Source organism: Streptomyces sp. NPDC006551 (genome assembly GCF_040611675.1).
Taxonomy (GTDB): Bacteria; Actinomycetota; Actinomycetes; order Streptomycetales; family Streptomycetaceae; genus Streptomyces.
Window position 1 is genome coordinate 1 of the sequence record NZ_JBEXOT010000026.1, and the last position, 20,688, is coordinate 20,688.

General features: G+C 71.5%; 17 protein-coding genes and 2 pseudogenes. 12 read left to right on the forward strand and 7 right to left on the reverse strand.

The window, feature by feature from the left end; translation table 11 throughout:
• Both ABZY12_RS22040 and ABZY12_RS22045 read right to left on the reverse strand, forming a co-directional pair.
• Positions 1–127, reverse strand: a 127-nt coding sequence (locus tag ABZY12_RS22040; protein ID WP_356892975.1) for an acyl-CoA dehydrogenase family protein, incomplete at its 3' end; no start/stop codon positions are given.
• 166 nt (positions 128–293) lie between these two features.
• On the reverse strand, positions 294–1,244 hold the full coding sequence (locus tag ABZY12_RS22045; protein WP_356892827.1) for an RNA polymerase sigma-70 factor: 951 nt from the start codon (positions 1,242–1,244) through the stop codon (positions 294–296).
• Between the two features lie 173 nt (positions 1,245–1,417).
• On the opposite strand from ABZY12_RS22045, the gene ABZY12_RS22050 reads away from it, so the two are divergent.
• From ABZY12_RS22050 to ABZY12_RS22060, 3 genes are all read left to right on the forward strand, one after another.
• The gene (locus ABZY12_RS22050; RefSeq protein WP_356892977.1) at positions 1,418–1,903 is read left to right on the forward strand and encodes a carboxymuconolactone decarboxylase family protein; all 486 of its coding nucleotides are present in this window, start codon (positions 1,418–1,420) and stop codon (positions 1,901–1,903) included.
• Between the two features lie 239 nt (positions 1,904–2,142).
• Positions 2,143–2,502, forward strand: coding sequence for a hypothetical protein (locus tag ABZY12_RS22055; RefSeq protein ID WP_356892829.1), 360 nt, complete (start codon positions 2,143–2,145; stop codon positions 2,500–2,502).
• Between the two features lie 189 nt (positions 2,503–2,691).
• Positions 2,692–3,192 carry an N-acetyltransferase family protein gene (locus ABZY12_RS22060; protein WP_356892831.1) on the forward strand — a complete coding sequence of 167 codons (501 nt, stop codon included), beginning with the start codon at positions 2,692–2,694 and terminating at the stop codon, positions 3,190–3,192.
• Positions 3,193–3,235: 43 nt separating this feature from the next.
• Here the strand turns inward: ABZY12_RS22060 and ABZY12_RS22065 are convergent, their stop codons facing one another.
• On the reverse strand, positions 3,236–3,649 hold the full coding sequence (locus tag ABZY12_RS22065) for an arsenate reductase ArsC (protein WP_356892833.1): 414 nt from the start codon (positions 3,647–3,649) through the stop codon (positions 3,236–3,238).
• A gap of 90 nt (positions 3,650–3,739) precedes the next feature.
• Here ABZY12_RS22065 and ABZY12_RS22070 point away from each other — a divergent pair, with 90 nt between their 5' ends.
• Genes ABZY12_RS22070 through ABZY12_RS22080 form a run of 3 tightly spaced genes read left to right on the forward strand, consistent with a single transcriptional unit; the run spans position 3,740 to position 6,200 of the window.
• Positions 3,740–4,048 (forward strand): metalloregulator ArsR/SmtB family transcription factor, encoded by a 309-nt coding sequence (locus tag ABZY12_RS22070; protein WP_069737852.1) that lies wholly within the window; start codon positions 3,740–3,742, stop codon positions 4,046–4,048.
• On the forward strand, positions 4,045–5,142 hold the full coding sequence (arsB, locus tag ABZY12_RS22075) for an ACR3 family arsenite efflux transporter (protein ID WP_356892836.1): 1,098 nt from the start codon (positions 4,045–4,047) through the stop codon (positions 5,140–5,142). The genes ABZY12_RS22070 and arsB overlap by 4 nt, the downstream gene beginning before the upstream one ends.
• The gene (locus ABZY12_RS22080; RefSeq protein WP_356892838.1) at positions 5,139–6,200 is read left to right on the forward strand and encodes an ArsO family NAD(P)H-dependent flavin-containing monooxygenase; all 1,062 of its coding nucleotides are present in this window, start codon (positions 5,139–5,141) and stop codon (positions 6,198–6,200) included. Before arsB ends, ABZY12_RS22080 begins: the two co-directional genes overlap by 4 nt.
• A gap of 49 nt (positions 6,201–6,249) precedes the next feature.
• Here the strand turns inward: ABZY12_RS22080 and ABZY12_RS22085 are convergent, their stop codons facing one another.
• Positions 6,250–6,615, reverse strand: a complete 366-nt coding sequence (locus ABZY12_RS22085; protein ID WP_356892840.1) for a metalloregulator ArsR/SmtB family transcription factor — start codon at positions 6,613–6,615, stop codon at positions 6,250–6,252.
• 141 nt (positions 6,616–6,756) lie between these two features.
• On the opposite strand from ABZY12_RS22085, the gene ABZY12_RS22090 reads away from it, so the two are divergent.
• Positions 6,757–8,127: an NAD(P)-binding domain-containing protein gene (locus ABZY12_RS22090; RefSeq protein ID WP_356892842.1), complete on the forward strand. Its 1,371-nt coding sequence runs from the start codon at positions 6,757–6,759 to the stop codon at positions 8,125–8,127.
• Positions 8,128–8,133: 6 nt separating this feature from the next.
• Positions 8,134–9,321, forward strand: a pseudogene (locus tag ABZY12_RS22095) (MFS transporter); the annotation flags it as partial.
• A gap of 58 nt (positions 9,322–9,379) precedes the next feature.
• Here the strand turns inward: ABZY12_RS22095 and rox are convergent.
• Positions 9,380–10,831: a rifampin monooxygenase gene (gene rox, locus ABZY12_RS22100; protein WP_356892844.1), complete on the reverse strand. Its 1,452-nt coding sequence runs from the start codon at positions 10,829–10,831 to the stop codon at positions 9,380–9,382.
• A gap of 254 nt (positions 10,832–11,085) precedes the next feature.
• Between rox and ABZY12_RS22105 the strand changes: the two genes are divergently transcribed.
• From ABZY12_RS22105 to ABZY12_RS22120, 4 genes are read left to right on the forward strand one after another with little or no spacing between them, the layout of a single operon-like run.
• On the forward strand, positions 11,086–11,508 hold the full coding sequence (locus ABZY12_RS22105) for an SseB family protein (RefSeq protein WP_356892846.1): 423 nt from the start codon (positions 11,086–11,088) through the stop codon (positions 11,506–11,508).
• Entirely contained in the window at positions 11,498–12,148 is a 651-nt protein-coding gene (locus ABZY12_RS22110; protein ID WP_356892848.1) for a hypothetical protein, read from the forward strand. The genes ABZY12_RS22105 and ABZY12_RS22110 overlap by 11 nt, the downstream gene beginning before the upstream one ends.
• Before the next feature lie 47 nt (positions 12,149–12,195).
• Complete coding sequence (locus ABZY12_RS22115) at positions 12,196–16,968, forward strand: putative T7SS-secreted protein (RefSeq protein ID WP_356892850.1); 4,773 nt, start codon at positions 12,196–12,198, stop codon at positions 16,966–16,968.
• Between the two features lie 13 nt (positions 16,969–16,981).
• Entirely contained in the window at positions 16,982–17,740 is a 759-nt protein-coding gene (locus tag ABZY12_RS22120) for a hypothetical protein (RefSeq protein ID WP_356892852.1), read from the forward strand.
• Positions 17,741–17,845: 105 nt separating this feature from the next.
• Here the strand turns inward: ABZY12_RS22120 and ABZY12_RS22125 are convergent.
• Positions 17,846–17,974: pseudogene (locus ABZY12_RS22125) on the reverse strand (TetR family transcriptional regulator); the annotation flags it as partial.
• A 524-nt stretch (positions 17,975–18,498) separates the two neighbouring features.
• Positions 18,499–20,403 (reverse strand): rhamnogalacturonan lyase, encoded by a 1,905-nt coding sequence (locus ABZY12_RS22130; protein WP_356892854.1) that lies wholly within the window; start codon positions 20,401–20,403, stop codon positions 18,499–18,501.
• Positions 20,404–20,688 lie beyond the last annotated feature (285 nt).

The following is a 20,688-nucleotide window of genomic DNA, read 5'->3' on the forward strand; positions in this document are numbered from 1 at the left end:
GGAACCGGCCCTCCTCGTCCACCGCCGCCGCGAACGGCGCGATCTTCGCCTCCGCCAGCGCACGAACCGTCTCCCGGAGCATGTCGTGCTCCTCCGACGGACGATAAAGGTCGAAGTCCTTGCCCATGATCCCGAGCTCCCCTAGAACGCGTCGGCAACGCTTGTGGCATCGCAGCGTGGCACTGAGTACCCTCAGCAAAACACACTCAGTGCCATGATGCCAGTGGCGACGATCGCGGGCGTGGGGTGGGGGCAGGGATCGAAGACCTCATTCGGTCCGAGGTCTCCCCGGCTCAGCGGCGCAGGGCGGTCTCCCGTCGCATGTGGGACAGCTTCTCCGGATTGCGCACGGCGTAGAGGCCGGTGATGAGGCCCTCGTCGATGCGCACCGCCACGACGGTGTCGATCTCACCGTCGAGCCGGATGATCAGTGCCGGGTGGCCATTGACCTGCGTCGGCCGCAGCGACACCGCGGCGGCGACCTTGCCCAGCCCGCCGATCAGCAGGCGGGCCACCTTGTCGGCCCCCACCACGGGCCGCAGGACGGCTTGCTTGATTCCGCCACCGTCGCCCACGAGGACGACATCCGGCGCGAGGATGTCGAGCAGGCTCTGCAGGTCGCCCGTTTCGGTCGCCCGTCGGAACGCGTCGAGCGCGTCTCGGGTCTCGGCCGGGGAGACGGCCCCGCGCGGCCGTCGCGCCGCGACGTGTGCCCGGGCCCGGTGCGCGATCTGGCGGACCGCGGCCGGGCTCTTGTCGACGGCTTCCGCGATCTCGTCGTACCCGAGGTCGAACACCTCGCGGAGCACGAACACCGCCCGCTCGGTCGGCGCCAGTGTCTCCAGCACCAGCAGCATCGCCATCGAGACGCTCTCCGCCAGCTCGACGTCCTCGGCCACGTCCGGGGCGGTGAGCAGCGGCTCGGGCAGCCAGGAACCGACGTAGGACTCCTTACGGCGGCCGAGCGTACGCAGCCGGCTCAGCGCCTGGCGGGTGGTGATCCGGACCAGGTAGGCGCGCTGCTCCCGTACCGTGCCGAGATCGACCCCCGCCCACCGCAACCAGGTCTCCTGGAGGACGTCCTCCGCGTCGGCGGCCGAGCCGAGCATCTCGTAGGCGACGGTGAACAGCAGATTGCGGTGGGCGACGAAAGCCTCGGTGGCGGGGTCCGTGGGTCCGCCGCCGACAGGCCGCCCGGCCGTGTCCTCTGTGTGCTCCGTGCGCTCGCTGTGGTCGCTCTTCACCGGTTGCTCCTGCCTGTCCGCTCTCGACGGTGCCACGCGCACAAGACGCCGGTCATCGTCGATCTGTGACACCCGCGAGCGGTGGCGCACGTCACACGGCCGCCCCGTCACACGGAGCGAATAGCCGGCATCTCGTGTTCGTCCCGTACGACACCACGAGTGAGGACGACGTCATGGACGCCCGTTTCAACCTGTTCGAGAACGAGACCGCTGCCAAGTTCGCCAAGCGGTTCGCCAACGCCGCCCTGGTGATCCACCAGTCGCCGCTGCCGGCGTCCACGCAGGAGCTGGTGTCGCTGCGCGCCAGCCAGATCAACGGCTGCGGGCACTGCATCGACATGCACACCAAGGAGGCCGCGGCCGCCGGTGAGACCGCGGTCCGGCTCCACCTCGTCGCCGCGTGGCGCGAGTCCACCGTGTTCACGGAGGCCGAGCAGGCCGCTCTGGCGCTCGCCGAGGAGGGCACCCGGCTCGCCGACGTCCACGAGGGCGTGTCCGACGAGACCTGGGCCCGGGTGCGCAAGCACTACGACGACGACCAGCTCGCCGCGCTGATCGCCTTGGTCGCCCTCATCAACGCGGCCAACCGGCTCGCCGTGATCGTGCACCAGAAGGGGGGTTCCTACGAGCCCGGCATGTACGCCGCCGTGATGAACTGACCGGCGGACGAACCCGGTCCGGCCCCGGGTCATACGGCCCGGGCCGGGTCCGTAATGTTTGGCGGCGGCTACGGCGACCCGGAACGCGTCACGGAGACCGGCGACCCGGCGGGCACCGGGCGAACACCCGCGTCGGACCCCGTATCGCCCGAGCCCGACACGGGTCGGCTCGGGCGAGGAGCCGCCCATGGCGCCACCGCCGCAGCCACGCGACCGGCCCTTGAATAGAATCGGCTTCCATGTCGAAGCCTGACCAGTTGCTCGTTGACATCGCCGCCATGGTGGAGTCCGGGCAGAGCAATCAGATGTCCCTGACGGTGGTCACCGGTGGCGCCGTCATCACCGGTCGATTGGCCCCCGAAGCGGTGTGGCGCCAGCGCGTGTCGGAGGTCCTGACGGATTCGGAGCGCCTGAGCGAGTTCTCCGGGATCTTCCGTACGTCCGAGGAGAAGGGCGAGCCGCCCAGGCATCTGCACTTCCACGTCGCCCGGATCCTGCAGGGGCCCGTGGGGATCCCGGAGACGGGCGGGATGTACCGCGTCTCGATCGATGAGGTCAGCGCGTGGACGGTGGGCGACTTCAGCTACTCCGACCATTGAGCCGCCACTAGGACAGCATCGGACGCCACAGGGGGGTCGGCCGGCGGCGTACGCCGGTCGGCCCCTCCGCGCCGTCGAGCCATCGGTCCGAGGGGGGCGGCCGCGGCGGGGCAGAGTTCGGAGGCCTCGCGTCCCCCCGGCACACCGACGCTGTACACCGTGAACCGCACGTGTGAGAGGGGGCGCCCGATGGGTGCCGAGTTCGTCGTGACCCGTATGACCGCCGAGCACGCCGAGCAGGTTCTGGCGATCTATCAGGGAGGGATCGACGAGGGGAACGCCACCTTCGAGACCGCCGCCCCCACCTGGGCCGAGTTCGACGCCGCGAAGCTGCCCGAGCATCGCTTCGCCGCGGTGGACGGTGACGGCCGGGTCCTCGGCTGGGTCGCGGCCGGCCCGGTCTCCGACCGGTGCGCGTACACGGGCGTCGTCGAGCACTCGGTGTACGTGGACCCCGGCGCCCGGGGCCGTGGGGTCGCCTCCGCACTGCTGAAGGCGCTGGTCGACTCCACCGAGGCCGCCGGGATCTGGACCATCCAGTCCGGGATCTTCCCGGAGAACACGGCCAGTCTCGCCGTGCACCAGCGCGCCGGCTTCCGCGTCATCGGCACCCGCGAACGCATCGGCCGCCACCACGGCCGCTGGCGCGACACCGTCCTCGTCGAACGGCGCAGCCCGGTGATCGGCTAGGGGGCGTTTTTCGCCGGGCCCCTGCCCGGTCGGCTCCGGGCGCTCACGCGGTCCGCGCCGGGGCGATCTCCTCGATCAGCCCCTCGACGAGCTTCTTGATCTGGTCGCGGATCGGACGGACCGCCTCGACGCCCTGGCCGGCCGGGTCCTCCAGCGTCCAGTCGAGGTAGCGCTTGCCCGGGAAGACGGGGCAGGTGTCGCCGCAGCCCATTGTGATGCAGACGTCCGACGCCTTGACCGCGTCGATCGTGAGGATCTTCGGCGTCTCGGCCGACATGTCGATCCCGACCTCGCGCATCGCCTCGACCGCCGCCGGGTTGACCTGGTCGGCCGGGGCCGAGCCGGCGGAGCGCACCTCGACGCGGTCCCCGGCCAGGTGCGAGAGCCATGCGGCGGCCATCTGCGAACGGCCGGCGTTGTGGACGCAGACGAACAGGACGGAGGGCTTCTCGGACATCAGAGGTCTCTCTTGTCTCACGACGAATCAGGTGCGAGTGACATCAGCACCCGGTGGTGTCATCCACCGCTGATGTGACAGTATCAGTCCATGATGACGTCAGTCGACACTGAACTGATCCGGGTCCTGGGTGACCCCCTGCGGCTCCGGATCGTGACTCTGCTCGCCCGCGAGACGCTCTGCACCACGCATCTGGTGGAGGAGACGGGCGCCCGGCAGACCAACCTCTCGAACCATCTGAGAGTGCTGCGTGAGGCCGGTGTCGTCGAGACCGAGCCATGCGGACGCTTCACCTACTACAAGCTCCGTCCGGACGTCATCGCCCAGCTCGCCGGCCAGTTCGCCGACCTGGCCGAGTCCGCTCGTACCGCTGCCGAGAACAAGAGGGCCTGTCCGTGACCCCCACCCAAGCGCCCGCGACCACCGAGGAGTCCTCGGTCGTCGCGAAACTGTCGACGCTTGACCGTTTCCTCGCCGTCTGGATCCTGCTGGCCATGGGCCTCGGCCTCGGCCTGGGGCGGCTGATCCCCGGCCTGAACGACGCCCTCGCCAAGGTCGAGATCGGCGGGATCTCCCTCCCGATCGCGGTCGGCCTGCTGATCATGATGTACCCGGTCCTCGCGAAGGTCCGCTACGACAAGCTCGACGCCGTCACCGGCGACCGCAAGCTGATGGTCTCCTCGCTGGTCATCAACTGGATCCTGGGGCCGGCGATCATGTTCGCCCTGGCGTGGATCTTCCTGCCCGACCTGCCCGAGTACCGGACGGGCCTGATCATCGTCGGTCTGGCCCGCTGCATCGCCATGGTCGTCATCTGGAACGACCTGGCCTGCGGCGACCGCGAGGCGGCCGCCGTCCTGGTCGCCCTGAACTCCGTCTTCCAGGTCATCGCCTTCGGCGTGCTCGGCTGGTTCTACCTCGACCTGCTGCCCGGCTGGCTCGGCCTCGGCGCGGGCGAGCACCTCGACATCTCGATGTGGAAGATCGCGCTCAACGTCGTGATCTTCCTCGGTGTCCCGCTGGTCGCCGGCTTCCTGACCCGCCGGATCGGCGAGCGGAAGCTGGGCCGCGAGTCGTACGAGTCGGCGTTCCTGCCGAAGATCGGCCCCTGGGCCCTCTACGGCCTGCTCTTCACGATCGTCATCCTCTTCGCGCTCCAGGGGAAGACGATCACCTCCCAGCCCCTCGACGTGGTCCGGATCGCGCTGCCGCTGCTCGTCTACTTCGCGGTGATGTGGTTCGGCGCGTTCCTGCTGGGCAAGGCGATCGGCCTGAACTACGACCGCACCGCCACCCTCGCCTTCACGGCCGCCGGCAACAACTTCGAGCTGGCCATCGCCGTCGCCATCGCCACCTTCGGCGTCACCAGCGGCCAGGCCCTCTCCGGGGTCGTCGGCCCGCTCATCGAGGTGCCCGTCCTCGTCGCGCTGGTGTACGTGTCGCTGGCCTGGCGCAAGAGGTTCACGGCGGCCACGGGGCACGCGGTCACGTGATCCGGGTCCACGATGTCGTGGTGATCGGCGGCGGCCAGGCCGGGCTGGCCACCGCCTACCACCTGCGCCGCCTCGGCCTGGACTTCGTCGTCCTCGACGCCCAGCCCACGCCGGGCGGCGCCTGGCAGCGCGCCTGGGACTCCCTGCGCGCCTTCTCCCCGGCCGCGTACTCGTCCCTCCCCGGGTGGCTCATGCCGGCGCAGGTGGGGGAGACGTACCCGGACGCCTCGCACGTCGTCTCGTATCTCGGCGACTACGAGCAGCGGTACGACCTGCCGGTGATCCGGCCCGTCCACGTCGAAGCGGTTCACGACGAGGGCCGGGTGCTCCGGGTGGAGTCCGCCTCCGGTACGTGGTGGGCTCGGGCGCTGGTCAGCGCGACGGGGACGTGGTGGCGGCCCTTCCTGCCCGCCCTCGCGGCGTCCGCGGAGTTCGGCGGGGAGCATCTGCACACGGTCGACTACCGCCGCCCGTCCGACTTCGCCGGCAAGCGGGTCGTGGTGGTCGGCGGCGGCAATTCCGGCGCGCAGATCGCCGCCGACCTCGCGTGCGAGGCCGACCTGACCTGGGTGACCCGGCGCCCGGCGCGGTTCCTCCCCGACGACATCGACGGCCGCGCTCTCTTCGACGTGGCCACCGCCCGCCGACGCGCCCTCGACGAGGGCCGCACCGACAGCGGCGGCGTCGCCTCGCTCGGCGACATCGTCGCCGTACCGCCCGTACGCGAAGCCCGCGACGCCGGTCTCCTCAAGGCTCAGCCGATGTTCGGCCGTCTCACCCGCACCGGCGTCGAGTGGGCCGACGGCACGACCGCCGAGGCCGACGCGATCATCTGGTGCACGGGCTTCCGCCCCGCCCTCTCCCACCTGGCCCCGCTGGGCCTGCGCCGTACGCGCGGCCGCATCCCCACCGCCGGGACGCAGGCCCTCAGGGAGCCCCGCCTGCACCTCCTCGGTTACGGCGACTGGACGGGCCCGGCCTCCGCCACCCTCATCGGCGTCGGCCGCCCGGCCCGCGAAGCCGCGCGGGCCATCGGCGAACTGCTCGACCTGGCCTGAGCCCCCGCGGCTTCGTGCCGGGTGGCGAGCTGGATCGCCGGGGCGCGGGTCAGGCCGTGGCGGCCTTGGTCAGCAACCGGCCCATCGCCGCGAGGACGGACGGCTCGACGCGGTAGTAGACCCACGTCCCGCGGCGCTCGGAGGAGAGCAGGCCGGCCTCCTTGAGCTTCTTCAGATGGTGGGAGACGGTCGGCTGGGAGACGCCGACGTCGGAGATGTCGCACACGCACGCCTCTCCGCCCTCGTGGGAAGCCACGGCGGAGAAGAGCCGCAGACGGACGGGGTCGCCGAGGGCCTTGAACATCTTCGCGGTCCGGTCGGCCTCGTCCGCGGTCAGCGGACGCTCGGTCAGTGGCGGGCAGCACGGCTCGACGAGCTCCGGCTCCAGCAGCGGCAGCACCTTCACGTTCGACATGCGTCTATGTTGACACACGTCGAATCAGAGGATCCTCGTCCTCGCGGATTCGATGAATGTCTATGTTGACGCCCATCGAAGCAAGTGTCATGCTGGCCGCATAAGACATCGACGAACGTCGAAACAGCAAGGGGAGTCATCGTGTCCGAGTCGCTCACCGAAGCCGCCGCCACCCTGCCCACCGTGGTGATCGGAGCCGGCCCGGTCGGCCTCGCGGCCGCCGCCCAGCTCGTCGACCGCGGTATCGAGCCCCTGGTCCTGGAAGCCGGCCCGAGCGCCGGAACGGCCGTTCGGGAGTGGGCGCACGTACGGCTCTTCTCGACCTGGGCCGAGCTCACCGACCCGTCCGCCGAGAAGCTTCTCGCCCCCACCGGCTGGGTGAAGCCCGACGGCGCCACGTACCCGTCCGGCGGCGACTGGGTCGCCCGGTACCTTCAGCCGCTGGCCGGCGTCCTCGGTGAGAAGGTCCGCTTCGGCGCCGGCGTGACAGGCGTGTCCCGCGCCGGCCGTGACCGCGTCGTCGACGCCGACCGCGAGCGGCAGCCCTTCACCGTCCATGTGCGGTACGCGGACGGCCGCGAGGAGCGCCTGGTCGCCCGTGCCGTCATCGACGCCTCCGGCACCTGGTCCACCCCGAACCCGCTCGGCGGCGACGGGCTGCCCGCCCTCGGCGAGCGCGCGGCGGCCGACCGCGTCTCCTACCGAGTGCCGGACCTCGACGACCCGGCGGTCCGGGCCCGTTACGCCGGCCGGCGCACCGCCGTCGTCGGTACCGGCGCCTCCGCGTTCACCGCGCTCGCCCTCCTCGCCGACCTCGCCGAGGAGAACGGCGACACCCACGCCGTCTGGATCCTGCGGCGCGGTATCGGCGGCTCCACCTTCGGGGGCGGCGAGGCCGACCAACTGCCTGCCCGGGGCGCCCTCGGCCTGCGCGCCAAGGCCGCCGTCGACGCCGGCCGCGCGTCCGCGGTCACCGGATTCCGCACCGCCGCCGTCGAGCGCGACGGCGACCGGCTCGTCCTGGTCGCCGAGGACGGCCGCCGACTCGACCCCGTCGACGAGGTCATCGTCCTCACCGGCCTGCGCCCGGACCTCTCCTTCGTCTCCGAGCTGCGTCTCGCCCTCGACGAGCGCCTCCAGGCGCCGGTCGAGCTCGCCCCGCTCATCGACCCCAACCAGCACTCCTGTGGCACCGTCTACCCGCACGGCGTCAACGAGCTGTCCCACCCCGAGCGGGACGTCTACCTGGTCGGCATGAAGTCCTACGGCCGCGCGCCGACGTTCCTGGCCATGACCGGCTACGAGCAGGTCCGCTCGATCGCCGCCGCGCTGGCGGGTGATCAGGAAGCCGCCGAACGCGTGGAGTTGACGCTCCCGGAGACGGGTGTGTGCGGTGGCGCGGGCCTCTTCGACGAGCCCGAGGCGAACCCGGGCGACGGCGGCGGCTGCTGCGCCGCCCCGGCCACGCTCCAGATCGGCATCGGCGCCCCGGCCGCCTCCGGCGGCTGCTGACCGGCCGTGCCCGGAGTCGGCACCACCCGGGCCGCGACCGGTACGGACGTACCGGCGCGGCCCCGCGCCGTCCTGCCCGCCCTCTGCGCCACCCAGATCACCGGCTGGGGCGTCGTGTACTACGCGTTCCCCGTCCTGCTCGCCCGGATCACCGCCGACACCGGATGGTCGACCGGCGCCGCGACAGGGGCCTTCTCCCTGGCACTCCTCGTCTCGGCGGCAGCGGGCATCCCCCTCGGCCGCGTTCTCGACAGGCGCGGCCCGCACCTCGTCATGACGGCGGGCTCGGTCCTCGCCGTGGTCGCGCTCCTGGCGGTGGCGGCGGCTCCCCACCTGTCCGCCTTCTGCGCCGCCTGGGCCCTCGCCGGCGTCGCGATGGCAGCCACCTTCTACCACCCCGCCTTCGCCGCCCTCACCCGATGGTGGGGCACCGACCGGGTCCGCGCCCTGACCACCGTCACGCTCGCGGGCGGCCTCGCCTCCACCGTGTTCGCCCCGCTCACCGCCGCCCTCGCCGAACACCTCGGCTGGCGCGCCACCTATGCCGTACTCGCCGCCGTTCTCGGCCTGGTCACCATCCCCGCCCATGCCCTCGCACTCCGAGCCCCCTGGCCGCCCGCCCCCGCTCAGGACGCCCCACAGCCCACCGGAACGGACCGAACCGCGCGCAGCCGCCCCTTCGTCCTCCTCGCCACCGCTTTCACGCTCTCCGGGTTCGCCATGTACGCGGTCGTCATCGGCCTCGTACCCCTCCTCCAAGAACGCGGCGCCGGCCCCACCACCGCCGCATGGGCGCTCGGTCTCGGCGGCGTCGGCCAGACCCTCGGCCGCACCCTCTACGCCACCCTCGCCGCCCGTACGACGGTCACCACCCGCACCGCCGCGCTGTTCACCCTCGGCGGCGCCACCACCGCGGCCCTCGCCCTCGTCCCGGGACCGGTCCCGCTCCTCGTTCTGCTCTCGGTCCTCGCCGGAGTCGTCCGCGGCAACCTCACCCTGCTCCAGGCCACCGCCGTCACCGACCGCTGGGGCACCACCCACTACGGCCGCCTCTCCGCCCGACTCGCGGCACCCGCCACCCTCGCCGCGGCCCTGGCTCCCTTCGCCGGCGCGAGCCTCGCCGGCGTCCTCGGCGGCTTCTCGCCCCTCTTCCTCACTCTGGCCGCCGCTTCTCTGGCCGCGGCCGTTCTGGCGATCGGCACGGGTCCGACCCACCACCGGGCCCCACCCTCTCGGGCCCGGGACCGCGCGCTCAGCCGGTGGCGGCGCCGAACCACGTGGACAGGTGGCCGAGCAGCTCCCGCTGGTCGTCACCGACCCACGCCACATGGCCGTCCGGCCGCAACAGCGCCGCGGGCACGTCGAGTTCGTCCTTGAAGTCACTGGAGTCGCTGACGTCGACCACGTGGTCGACCCGGTCCGCCCAGCCCGCCACCGAGAGCCGGCCGGTCCGGTCGAGCAGCAGGCCACGGCCGCCGCGCATCAGTTCGTAGAGGCGCCCCTGCTCGAGCCTCACGTCCCGCATCCGGCGGCCCAGCAGTTCGTGGCCCTCGCCGAAGTCGTAGCGGACATCGACCGCGGTGATCATCCCGGTCACGTACCGGTTCACCTCCTCGAAGTCCATCAGCTTCGCGAACAGCTCCCGCAGCGCGGTCGCCCCGGGATCGGTTCCCAGCAGAGTGATCTGCGCGCGCGTGTTGTCCAGCACGGCGGCTCCCACCGGGTGCCGTTCGGCGTGGTAGCTGTCTAGCAGGCCCTCCGGCGCCCAGCCGTTGACCTCCGCGGCCAGCTTCCAGCCGAGGTTGAACGCGTCCTGGACGCCGAGGTTGAGTCCCTGCCCGCCGGTCGGCGGGTGGATGTGCGCCGCGTCGCCGGCGAGCAGCACCCGGCCGACGCGGTAGCGCTCGGCCTGCCGGGTGGCGTCGCCGAACCGGGACAGCCAGCGCGGCGAGTGCACACCGAAGTCCGTGCCCGCGTGGGCCCGCAGCTGCCGCTTGAAGTCGTCGAGGGTCGGCTCGGTCGCACGGTCCTCGGCCACCCCGTCCGCGGGCACGACGATGCGGCACACACCGTCCTCGCCGGGGGTGACGCCGAACCGCAGTTGCGTCCTGCGGACTTCCTCGACGACGGCGGCGATCGTCGCCGGATCCTCGGTCACCTCCATCTCGCCGAGGAGCGTCTCGACCGTGGCGGGCTCGCCGGGGAAACCGACGCCGAGCAGCTTGCGCACCGCGCTGCGGCCGCCGTCACACCCCACGAGGTAGCGCGAACGCAGCAGCGTGCCGTCCGCCAGCTCGACGGTCACCCCGGCCCCGTCGTCGTCCTGGCTCAACCCGACCACTTCGCAGCCACGCCGGATCTCGGTACCGAGCTCCAGCGCACGCTCGTCGAGGATCTGCTCGGTGACCGGCTGCGGGGTGGCGACGCCGTACGGGTGCGCCGTGTCCAGCCGGTCCGGCCACGGCTTCATGATGCCGCCGAAGAGACCGCCGACCTGGAACTTCTCGCTGACCGCGAGGAAACGGCCGAGCAGCCCACGCTGGTCCATCACCTCGACGCTGCGCGCGTGCAGGCCCTGCCCGCGGGACTGCTTGGTCGGCTCGGTCGACTTCTCCAGCACGACCACCCGCACGTCGTGCAGCCGCAGTTCGGCGGCCAGCATCAAGCCGGTCGGTCCGCCGCCGACCACGATCACGTCCATCATCAACAAAACGTCCGTTCCACGCAGGTTCTGGTCTTGGGCCGATCATTCTGCGGCAGGAGCCGGGCCTTGCCGCAAGGCCCCCGGTGCGCTATAAGTTGAGAGTGGCAAGGAGTGGGTGACCTCCTTGCCCTTTGTTTTTCCCGGCCTGCGGATGGTTTTTCCGGGCCTGCGGATGCCGGTACGAGAACCGTCCGCCCCTTCGCGCGCGTCCTGCTCTACGGTGCCATCAGTCACCTACTCGTCAGGGAGGTACCGTGCGGCAGTCCAAGGCGGCGCTCGCCGAGCGCATCGCCGAGCGGAGAGGGGGAGGCGACGACCCCCGCGCTCTGGTCGGCGAGATGCGGCGATCGGTCCTTCTGGTGCCGGTGGCCGACGGAGGTCTCTGGTCGGTGCGTGCGGGCGGGGTGCGGTGGATCTGCGGGTTCACCGACGAGGCCGCGCTCGCCAGGTTCGCCCTGCACCACGCGTCCGGTGAGCAGCCCATGGACTACGCGGCGCTGCTGGGCGCGCGTATCGTCGACGAGATCGTGCCCACCCTGGGCGAGCCCGCCGGTCTCGCCGTCGACATCGCCACCGAGGACGGGTCGATGTTCTTCCCCCCGGTCGTCGGCATCGTCCCGGACGCGGCCGCGGTCGACGCCGGTGAGGCGGGTCAGGAGCGCGGTCATGAGCGGTGACGGCATGGACCTGCAGCTCGACAAGGATTCCGTCGCCAGGTTCACCCGGGGCGTGGGCGCGACCATCGACCAGCTCGGTGAACTCGGCGGTGCCACCGGTTCGGTGATGGGAAAGGGCTTCTCGGAGCTGGCGATCACCGGCATGGAGGCCGGGCACCACGGCCTCTCGGTCGACTTCGAGGACTTCTGCGAGCGCTGGGAGTGGGGCGTGCGCGCCCTGGTACGTGACGCCAGCACGCTCGCGAACCAACTCGGCCTGGCGGCGGGCACCACCTGGGAGCACGACCAGTACGTCGCGGGCACGCTCAAGGTGGGCGCCAACGCCGTGTTCGGCGGGAATCCGCACGCCAGTGAGGAAGAGATCACCAAGCAGAACTGGGGCGACATCTTCACCCCGGACTCCCTGGATCCCGACTGGAGCCCCGAGTCGTTCGAGAAGGCCGGTCAGGACATGGCGCAGACATGGAAGGACACCGGCCGCACCGTGCTCACCGAGGGCCAGGGCGGCCGGCGGTCGGAGATTCTCAACGAGGCGCTCGGCATCTCCGACGACCAGTGGAACCAGGCTCTGGACGACGCCTTCGGCCCGTCGCCGGAGGAACGCGCGAATCAGCAGCAGGGCGACTCCGGGGGTAACTGACGGTGGGAATCGGCGACTTCATCAGTGTCTTCCGGGGGTGACTGACGGTGGGTATCGGCGACTTCATCAGTGACATCACGCCGGACGTGGTCGAGGACGCGGTCGAGGACGGCGTCGAGTGGGTGGGCAACCGGGTCGAGGACGCCGGGAACTGGACCGCCGACCGGCTGGACGACGTCGGCTGGCAGTCCGGGGCGGACTGGGTGCGCGAGCAGTCCCGCTCGGTCGCGAACCGCATGGGCGCCGAGGTCGACGAGATGGACCTCGGGCAGACCGAGGACAAGACCAAGCTGATCTACGGCAGCGCGAGCAAGATCAACTCCACCGCCACGAAGCTCCGCGCCTTCCAGACGGCCTTCGACGACACCGGCGACGGTCTCAAGGGCCTCGACTCGTCCCGGCTCAAGGGCGAGATGGCCGACGCGCTGCGCACGGCGGTGAGCACCCAGCCGCCCAAGTGGTACGCCGCTGCCGACGCCTGCGCGAAGGCGGTCGGCGCGCTCGAGGCGTTCGCCGACACCGTCACCTGGGCGCAGGGACAGGCGCAGGCGGCCATCGACAAGTGGAAGGAGGGCGTCAAGGCCTCCGAGAACGCCGCCGACGCCCACCGCAAGAAGGTCGACGACTACAACAGCGCCGTCGACCGCTACAACGCCCAGCCCGCCGACAAGCGCGACCCGGCCTCGCTCCCGCCCAAGCCCGCGGCGACGTTCGACGACCCCGGCACGAAGCTGATGAAGGAGGCCCAGGACATCCTCGCCGAGGCCCGCAAGCAGCGGAACTCGGCGGCGGAGACCGCGCGCACCCTGGTGCAGGCCGCCCGCGACATGGCCCCGCAGAAGCCCTCGTACGCCGAACAGGCGGGCGACGGGCTCCAGGAGCTGCAGATCATGGGCGACCACGTCGGCGGCGGCATCATCAAGGGCACGGCGGGACTGCTCAACTTCGTCCGCAGCGTCAACCCCCTCGACCCGTACAACATCACGCACCCCGCCGAGTACGCCACGTCCCTCAACAGCCTGGCCGCCGGTCTGGTAGTCGCCGCCAACGACCCCGTCGGCACCGGCAGCCAGATGCTGAAGGACTTCATGAAGGACCCGGCCGAGGGGTTCGGCCGGCTGATTCCCGACCTCGCGCTGACCGCGGCCACCGCCGGCGGCGGCGCCGCGGTGAAGGGCGTGCGCATCGGCGCCGACGCCGCCGACGCCGCACGGGCGCGCAATGTGCTCGACGACGACCCGGACGGCGCCCGCAACAACTCGGACGGCGACCGCGACGCCGGCGGCGACCCGGTGGACCTCGCCACCGGCCGGATGTACCTGCCCCAGACCGACGTCGAACTGCCCGGCATCCTGCCGCTGGTCTTCACCCGTCGCACCGAGTCCGGGTGCGCGGTCGGCCGCTTCCTCGGGCCCGCCTGGACCTCCACCGTCGACGAGCGTCTGGAGATCGACGCCGTCGGCGTCCTGCATGTCACCGCCGAGGGGCTCCTGTTCCCGTACCCGCACCCGGCTCCCGGCGCGCCCACCCTGCCGGAATCGGGCCGGGCCCGCACCCTGCTGGCCCGCGACGCCGACGGCGACTACACGGTGACCGCCCCCGACAGCGGCCTGACCTTCCACTTCACCGCCCCGCCCGGCAGCGAACCGGGGGGCGACGGGGTCGCTTGGCTGTCGGGCGTCACCGAACGCAACGGTCACACCATCACCGTCGACCGCGACGAGGACGGGCTGCCGCTGGCCCTGGTCCACTCGGCGGGCCACCGGCTGAAACTGTCCGCCGCCGAAGGCCTGATCACCGGCCTGACCCTGGCCGGCGCCGGGGAGGACGGTGCGGACATGCCCCTGATGAGCTACGGCTACCAGGACGGCGATCTCACCACGGTCACCAAGCCGTCCGGCGCCACCACCACCTTCGTCTACGACGAGCGTCGCCGCGTCACCGCCTGGATCGACTCCAACGGAAGCCGTTACGACTACGTCTACGACGACCGCGACCGTGTCGTCGCGGAGGGCGGCGAGGCGGGCCACGTCCAGATCACCCTCAGGTACACCGACCCCCATCCCGAGACGGGCCACCACACCACCACGGTCACCACCGCCGAGGGGCACGCGACCCGCCACCTCTACGGTCCCGGCTGCCGTCTCCTGGCCATCACCGACCCGCTGGGCAACACCACCCGGTTCACCTACGACCCGCGTGGCAACCTCCTGACCCGCACCGACCCGCTGGGCCTCACCACCGCCTTCTCCTACGACGAGGAGGGCCGGGTCGTCTCCGCCGTCCGCCCCGACGGAAGCGAACTGCGCACCGCACGCGGCCCGTTCGGCCTTCCGGTGGAGGTCGTGGGTGCGGACGGCACCCGCCTGGTCCATGAGTACGACGAACGCGGCAACCGCACGGCCGTCACCGACCAGGCCGGCTCCACCACCCGCTACACCTACGACCACGCCGGCCGGCTCACCTCGGTGACCGACGCCCTCGACGCCACGACACGCGTCGTGTGCGACGCGGCGGGCCTCCCCGTGGAGGTGACCGACCCGGCCGGCGCCACCACCCGCACGGAGCGGGACGGCCTCGGCAGGCCTGTCCGCATCACCGATCCGATGGGCGGCGTCACCCGCCTGGAGTGGGACGCCGACGGGCAGCTCGCCCGGCGCACCGGCCCGGACGGCGCCATGGAGTCGTGGACCTACGACGGCGAGGGCAACCTGCTCACCCGTACCGACGCCTCCGGCGGCGTCTCCCGCTTCGAGTACACCCACTTCGACCTGCCGGTCGCCCGCACCCGGTCCGACGGCGGCCGCTACGAGTTCGAGCACGACGCCGAGCTGCGCCTCACCCGCGTCGTCAACCCGCAGGGGCTGACCTGGACGTACGCGTACGACTCCGCCGGCAACGTCGTCTCCGAGACCGACTTCGACGGCCGCACCCTCACCTACCGGGTGGACGCCGCGGGCCGGCTCGCCGCCCGCGTCGACGCGCTGGGCGGGACCATCTCGTTCGAGCGTGACGAGCTCGGACAGGTGGTCCGCAAGGATGTCGACGGCCGGGTGACGGCCTACGCCTACGACAGGGCCGGCCGTCTGCTGGAGGCGGTCGGACCGGACGGCGAACTCCGCTATCAGTACGACCGCCGCGGACAGGTCAAGGCGGAACTGGTGGACGGCCGTCCTCTCACCTACGCCTACGACGAGCTGGGCCGCCGCAAGCGCCGCACCACACCGACCGGTCACGTCACCTCGTACGCCTACGGCGCCGACGGACGGCCCCTCCGGCTGACCACCGGTGATCAGCACGTCGACTTCACCCACGACGCCGCGGGCCGCGAACTCGCCCGCGTCTTCGGCGACGCGCTCACCCTGGCGTCCGCCTGGGACGAGGCCGGACGGCTCGCCGCCCAGCACGTCACCGCCGGGGGCCGCGCCGTCAACAGCCGCGCCTACGCCTACCGCGCCGACGGCCACCTGACCTCCGTCGCGGACCGCCTGTCGGGCACCCGCACCTTCGATCTCGACCGGGCGGGCCGGGTCACCGCCGTCCATGCCCACGGCTGGACGGAGCGGTACGCCTACGACGGCGCCGGCAACCAGAGTTCGGTCTCCTGGCCTGAACACCACCCCGGCAGCGAGGCCACCGGAGCGCGCGCCTACACCGGCACCACCATCACCCGGGCCGGAGGCGTCCGCTTCGAGCACGACGCCCTCGGCCGGGTCGTCCTGCGACAGAAGAACCGCCTCTCCCGCAAGCCCGACACCTGGCGCTACACGTGGGACACGGAGAACCGCCTCACGTCCGTCACCACCCCCGATGGCACACGCTGGAGGTACCGCTACGACCCCCTCGGCCGCCGCACCGCGAAACAGCGCCTGGCGGCCGACGGCGAGAGCGTACTGGAGGAGGTCCGCTTCACCTGGGACGGCCTCACGCTGTGCGAACAGATTAGCCACCGGCCGGACGCGCCGAACACGGTCGCCCTCACCTGGGACCACCGCGACGTCGCCCCACTGGCCCAGACCGAGCGCATCCTCACGGCCGACGACCGCCAGGAGGAGATCGACCGGCGGTTCTTCGCCATCGCCACCGACCTCGTCGGCACCCCCACCGAACTGATCGACGAGTCCGGCGACATCGCGTGGCGCTCCCGGACCACGCTGTGGGGCACCACCGCCTGGGCCCGTGACAGCAGCGCCTACATCCCCCTCCGCTTCCCCGGTCAGTACTACGACCCCGAGACCGGCCTGCACTACAACTACCTCCGCCACTACGACCCGGAGACCGGCCGCTACACCTCCCCGGACCCCCTCGGCCTCGCTCCCGCGCCGAATCCCGTCGGCTATGTGGACAACCCGTACAGCGCGTGCGACCCGCTGGGTCTCATGCCCAAGTACACGAAGGAGGAGAAGGCCCAGATGGCCCGGGAGAAGGCCATCCAGACCACGGACGAGGTCATCGAGAGAGCGCAGGGGGGCCGGATGAGGAAGGACGGCGACTACCACGGGGACACCAGGCACGGCTTCAGCGACGAACGGGTCCTGGAGATCCTCAAGAACCCGGACGCGGTCTACCACTCGACGGCGAACAGCGGAAACCTGATCTTCCGGCAGGGTGAGGACGTCGTGGTGACCAGGGGTGGCGGCGCCGGAGCGGGCAACGCCATCACGGCGTACGGTCCGTCCGGCATCAAGGGCGACTCGGGCGTGAAGGCGCTGGGCGGCCTGCCCACCGACCCCGGCGGGCCGATCACCCACACCGACGTCGTGGAGGGCAGGATTCCTGCCAAGAACGGCTACATGGCTCCGGCCGTACAGATCCGATGAGGCGGCATCCACCATGAGACTCACCCTCGACGGCGACTGGCACGCGACGGTGACGGACGACCCGCTGCGCATCACCCCGCGCTTCGGCGACCAGAGCACGCGTGTGCTCGTCGCGGAGTACACGGACGCGGAGGAACGCGAGCGGTTCCTGACGGACACGTTCGGCAGCTCGGACTGGTTGTGGGACACCCCCGACGAACTCCGGTTCGACCAGGCCGACCGCAAACTGGTCGGCGTCAGGCTCCAGTTGCCCGACGAGTCGGCTCCGGCCGAGGACAGCGCCCGCGTGCCCGCCTCACCCGCCGTCCGCCCAGGCGGGCTTCGCGCGGAAGAGGCCCGGGATTTCCGCTGTGAGGTGACCACGGTGCTCTGCTGCGCACCGGAAGCCGCCGTGCTGACCTGCCTGCGCGACCTCGACGTCCTCGACGAGCCGCTGGACGCCCGCATCGGCATCGCCCCGGACGTGGCGCTCCTCGTCCAGGCCGGCACGGTCGTCGGCTGGAGCCTGACCGACCCGGCCCGATACCTGACCACCGGCTTCGCCGCCCCCGACACCGCCCCGCCGTCCCAGGCCACCCGGCTGCTGCTCGCCGAATGCCTGGACCTGATCACCGTACCGACGCGCTACGCGATCATGGACCGCGACCCGGCCGCCCTGGCCCGCCTCCGGGCGGCCGACCACGCCCTGCGCGACCAACGCGAGGACCGACACCGCGCCGACGCTCTGCTCTCGATCATCGCCAACCTGGTGGAGGACTACGGGAACAGCTGAGACAGGAACCGCGTCACCGTCAGCATGGGCCGGTACGAGGCCGCACGGCAACGTGGGTGAACGCGCACCTGGTTCCCGATATCGGGGACGCGGGTGCGGGGGCGGTCAGTCGGTGGATGCCCGGGATGCGCCGAGGGGGGAGCGGTGCCGAGCCGGGATCCCTTCGACGGTTCTCATCAGGCGGTCCCCCGCTTGATCGATGCTTCCGTTGTGGGTGCTGACCTGCGCGTCTTCCGCCGGTGGCCGACGCGCTCTCTCGTACCGTTCGTCTGCTCGAATCCCTCGGCCACCAGGTGGAGGAGGTCGAGGTCGACCTCGGGGCCGACTGGGGGGAGTTCGTCCTGGCCAGTGCCCGTCAGCGGACGGCGAATCTCACGGCCTCGGTCGACGGGCCGGCCGCCGCCTTCGACCGGCCCGTCGACTCCTCGACCCTGGAGCCGCCCATCCTCGCCGGCTACCAGGCCTGTGGCGACCGACGCGGAGACGGGGCTACTGATCGGTCGGTACGCAGCTCGCCGCCGGACACGGGCTCGAAGGCAGGCTCTTCCGCCTCGCCGGGCGACTCGAACAGGCAAGCCCGTGGTCGGGCCGGACCCCCGGGGTGTGGGCAGGAAACCACGGGGGCCACTGAGGAGTGTTCCTGGGGCCGGGGAGGCCATGGCGGGGCGGTCATGTGGTACCGGAGCCTGACGGTGTTGCCGGAGCCCACGATGTCGCGGTCTCCGCCGTCTGGTCGGTCAGCACGGCCGCCGGCACCTTCACTTCGTGCCGAGGTAGTAACTCACCTGCGGCGGTTGGTTGTAGCCGGTGTTCTGCCAGGCCACTCCGAGCCGGTAGACCGGGTCGTGCATCAGTGTCGGCAGCCGGAACTCGGTCGGGTGCGGAGTGGTGTAGAGGCGCAGCGCCGTGGAGTCGTTGTTGCGCCAGATCATCTCCTCGCGCCAGTCGCCCAGGAGGTCGGCGGAGAGCGCCGGGTTGCCCTTGGTCCAGTTGCTGGAACGGGCGTCCTGGTCGTACCAGACGCGCGTCAGCTCCGTGGAGCCGTTGTACTTGAGGATCTGCCCGTAGCCGGAGCCCGCCGTACCCGACCAGCGGTGGTCGAGGAGTTCACGGTTCGCGTCGCCGTCCCACCAGATCGCCGAGTTGTACGACGCGCCGCCACCGAAGCCCGGGACCGCGTCGCTGATCTTCGTACCACCGGCGGCGTACAGCCCGCCCCCGCTGGACCAGCACTCGGCGCCCGCGTGCGCGTTGGTGAGGTCGGCGCAGATGCCGCGCCCGACGTCGGTGCCGGTCTTCTGGCCCCAGAGGACCTCGCCGGTCCTCGCGTCGTGCATCTCGAAGCCGTACGCCGAGCCGGTGTGCTCGTGCACGTTGAACGCCTCCAGGCCGGGGCGGGCCGGGTTCAGATCGCCGACGTGCAGCGCGTCGCCATGACCCAGCCCGGTGGTCCACAGCCCGCTGCCGTCGTCGTCCACGGCCATGGCGCCGTAGATGATCTCGTCCCTGCCGTCCGCGTCGACGTCCGCCACGGCGAGATTGTGGTTGCCCTGCCGGTCGAAGCCCTTGCCCGCGTTGGTGGAGGAGTGGGTGTCGAACTTCCAGCGACGGACCAGGTCGGTGCCGTTCCAGTCGTACGCGGCGATCGCGATCCGCTCGTAGATGCCGCGGCTGAAGATCATGCTGGGCGTCGAGCCGTTGACGTACGCGGTGGCGGACAGCAGCCGCCCCTCCCGGTTGCCCCAGGTGTCGCCCCAGTCGGCGACCGAGCCGCGGGCCGGCTCGAAGGGCATGGAGTCCATGACCCGGCCCGTCTGCCCGTTGAAGACCGACAGATACTCGGGGCCGCTGATCACCGCGCAGTTGGCGGCGAGATGGGAGGCGCCCGCGTCACCGATGACGGTCCCGGCGGAGTCCCTCGACCCGTCGGAGGTACGGACGGCCATCTCGGCCCTGCCGTCGCCGTTGTAGTCGTACACCTGGAAGGAGTCGTAGTGCGAGCCGCTGCGCACATTGGTGCCCAGGTTCACGCGCCACAGGCGGGTGCCGTTCAGCTCGTACGCGTCGAAGACCGTCGGCCCGGTGCAGGTACCGGAGTTGGCCACGTCGGTGGCGTTGGAGGGCACCCACTTGAGGACGAGTTCGTAGGCGCCGTCCCCGTCGAGATCGCCCACGCTAGCGTCGTTGGCGGAGTAGGTGTAGGCGACGCCGTCGCGGGTGGTGCCGCCCGGCGGCTTCTGCAGCGGGATGTCGAGCCGGCCGGAGGCCCAGACGCCGGCCTTCTGGCCCGGCTGCTCCGTACCGCCCACGACGGCGCGGACCTCGTACGAGGACGAGGTGCTGCCACCGGCGTCGAGGAAGTTCGTCTTCGTGGTCTCCGAGACGAGTGTCCCGGCCCGGTAGAGCCTGAAGGAGACACCGGACGGGTCGTTCCCGAGCATGCGCCAGGTGACGAGGACGCCGCCGCTCGCGGGGACGGCTACGAGCCCCCGGTCGAGCCGTTCGGCGACACGGGCGGCGGCCAGTGCCCGGACGGCGGGCTCTTCGGCCGCGGACGCCGACGGGTTGAGGGCCGGCAGGCCGCCGGCCCCGGCGAGCACGGCGGCGAGGAGCGCTCCGGCGAGCCGGCCTGAGCGGTGGAAGGGGTGGCGTGATCGGGACATCACTCGACCTCGTTGTCGGGGACAGAGGAACAGCTGCACCCGGTGGTCGCCGCCGACACCACTCGAGGTTGCCGGTTCGATCGACCCCGTCGCGACGAGCAGGGGACATGGGCGGCTGTGCCAGGCCGGTTCCCCGTGGGGACGAAGCGGATTCACATCGACAGATGCATTGACAGATCCTCAACGGACCCGTCTACCCTGCGGGTTGTACTGCGCCAAAGGAGCGAACACCCACGCGTCATCCGGGTGTCGCTCGTAACGGGGGGAACGTTTGTACGGGGATTC

Bases quoted from the DNA above. Each gene is read 5' to 3' on its own strand.
- ABZY12_RS22050 (WP_356892977.1), top strand. From the start codon at position 1,418: ATGGACGCCCGTTTCAACCTGTTCGAGAACGAGACCGCTGCCAAGTTC.
- ABZY12_RS22055 (WP_356892829.1), top strand. From the start codon at position 2,143: ATGTCGAAGCCTGACCAGTTGCTCGTTGACATCGCCGCCATGGTGGAG.
- ABZY12_RS22060 (WP_356892831.1), top strand. From the start codon at position 2,692: ATGGGTGCCGAGTTCGTCGTGACCCGTATGACCGCCGAGCACGCCGAG.
- ABZY12_RS22065 (WP_356892833.1), bottom strand. From the start codon at position 3,649: ATGTCCGAGAAGCCCTCCGTCCTGTTCGTCTGCGTCCACAACGCCGGC.
- ABZY12_RS22070 (WP_069737852.1), top strand. From the start codon at position 3,740: ATGATGACGTCAGTCGACACTGAACTGATCCGGGTCCTGGGTGACCCC.
- ABZY12_RS22085 (WP_356892840.1), bottom strand. From the start codon at position 6,615: ATGTCGAACGTGAAGGTGCTGCCGCTGCTGGAGCCGGAGCTCGTCGAG.
- rox (WP_356892844.1), bottom strand. From the start codon at position 10,831: ATGATGGACGTGATCGTGGTCGGCGGCGGACCGACCGGCTTGATGCTG.
- ABZY12_RS22110 (WP_356892848.1), top strand. From the start codon at position 11,498: ATGAGCGGTGACGGCATGGACCTGCAGCTCGACAAGGATTCCGTCGCC.
- ABZY12_RS22120 (WP_356892852.1), top strand. From the start codon at position 16,982: ATGAGACTCACCCTCGACGGCGACTGGCACGCGACGGTGACGGACGAC.
- ABZY12_RS22130 (WP_356892854.1), bottom strand. From the start codon at position 20,403: ATGTCCCGATCACGCCACCCCTTCCACCGCTCAGGCCGGCTCGCCGGA.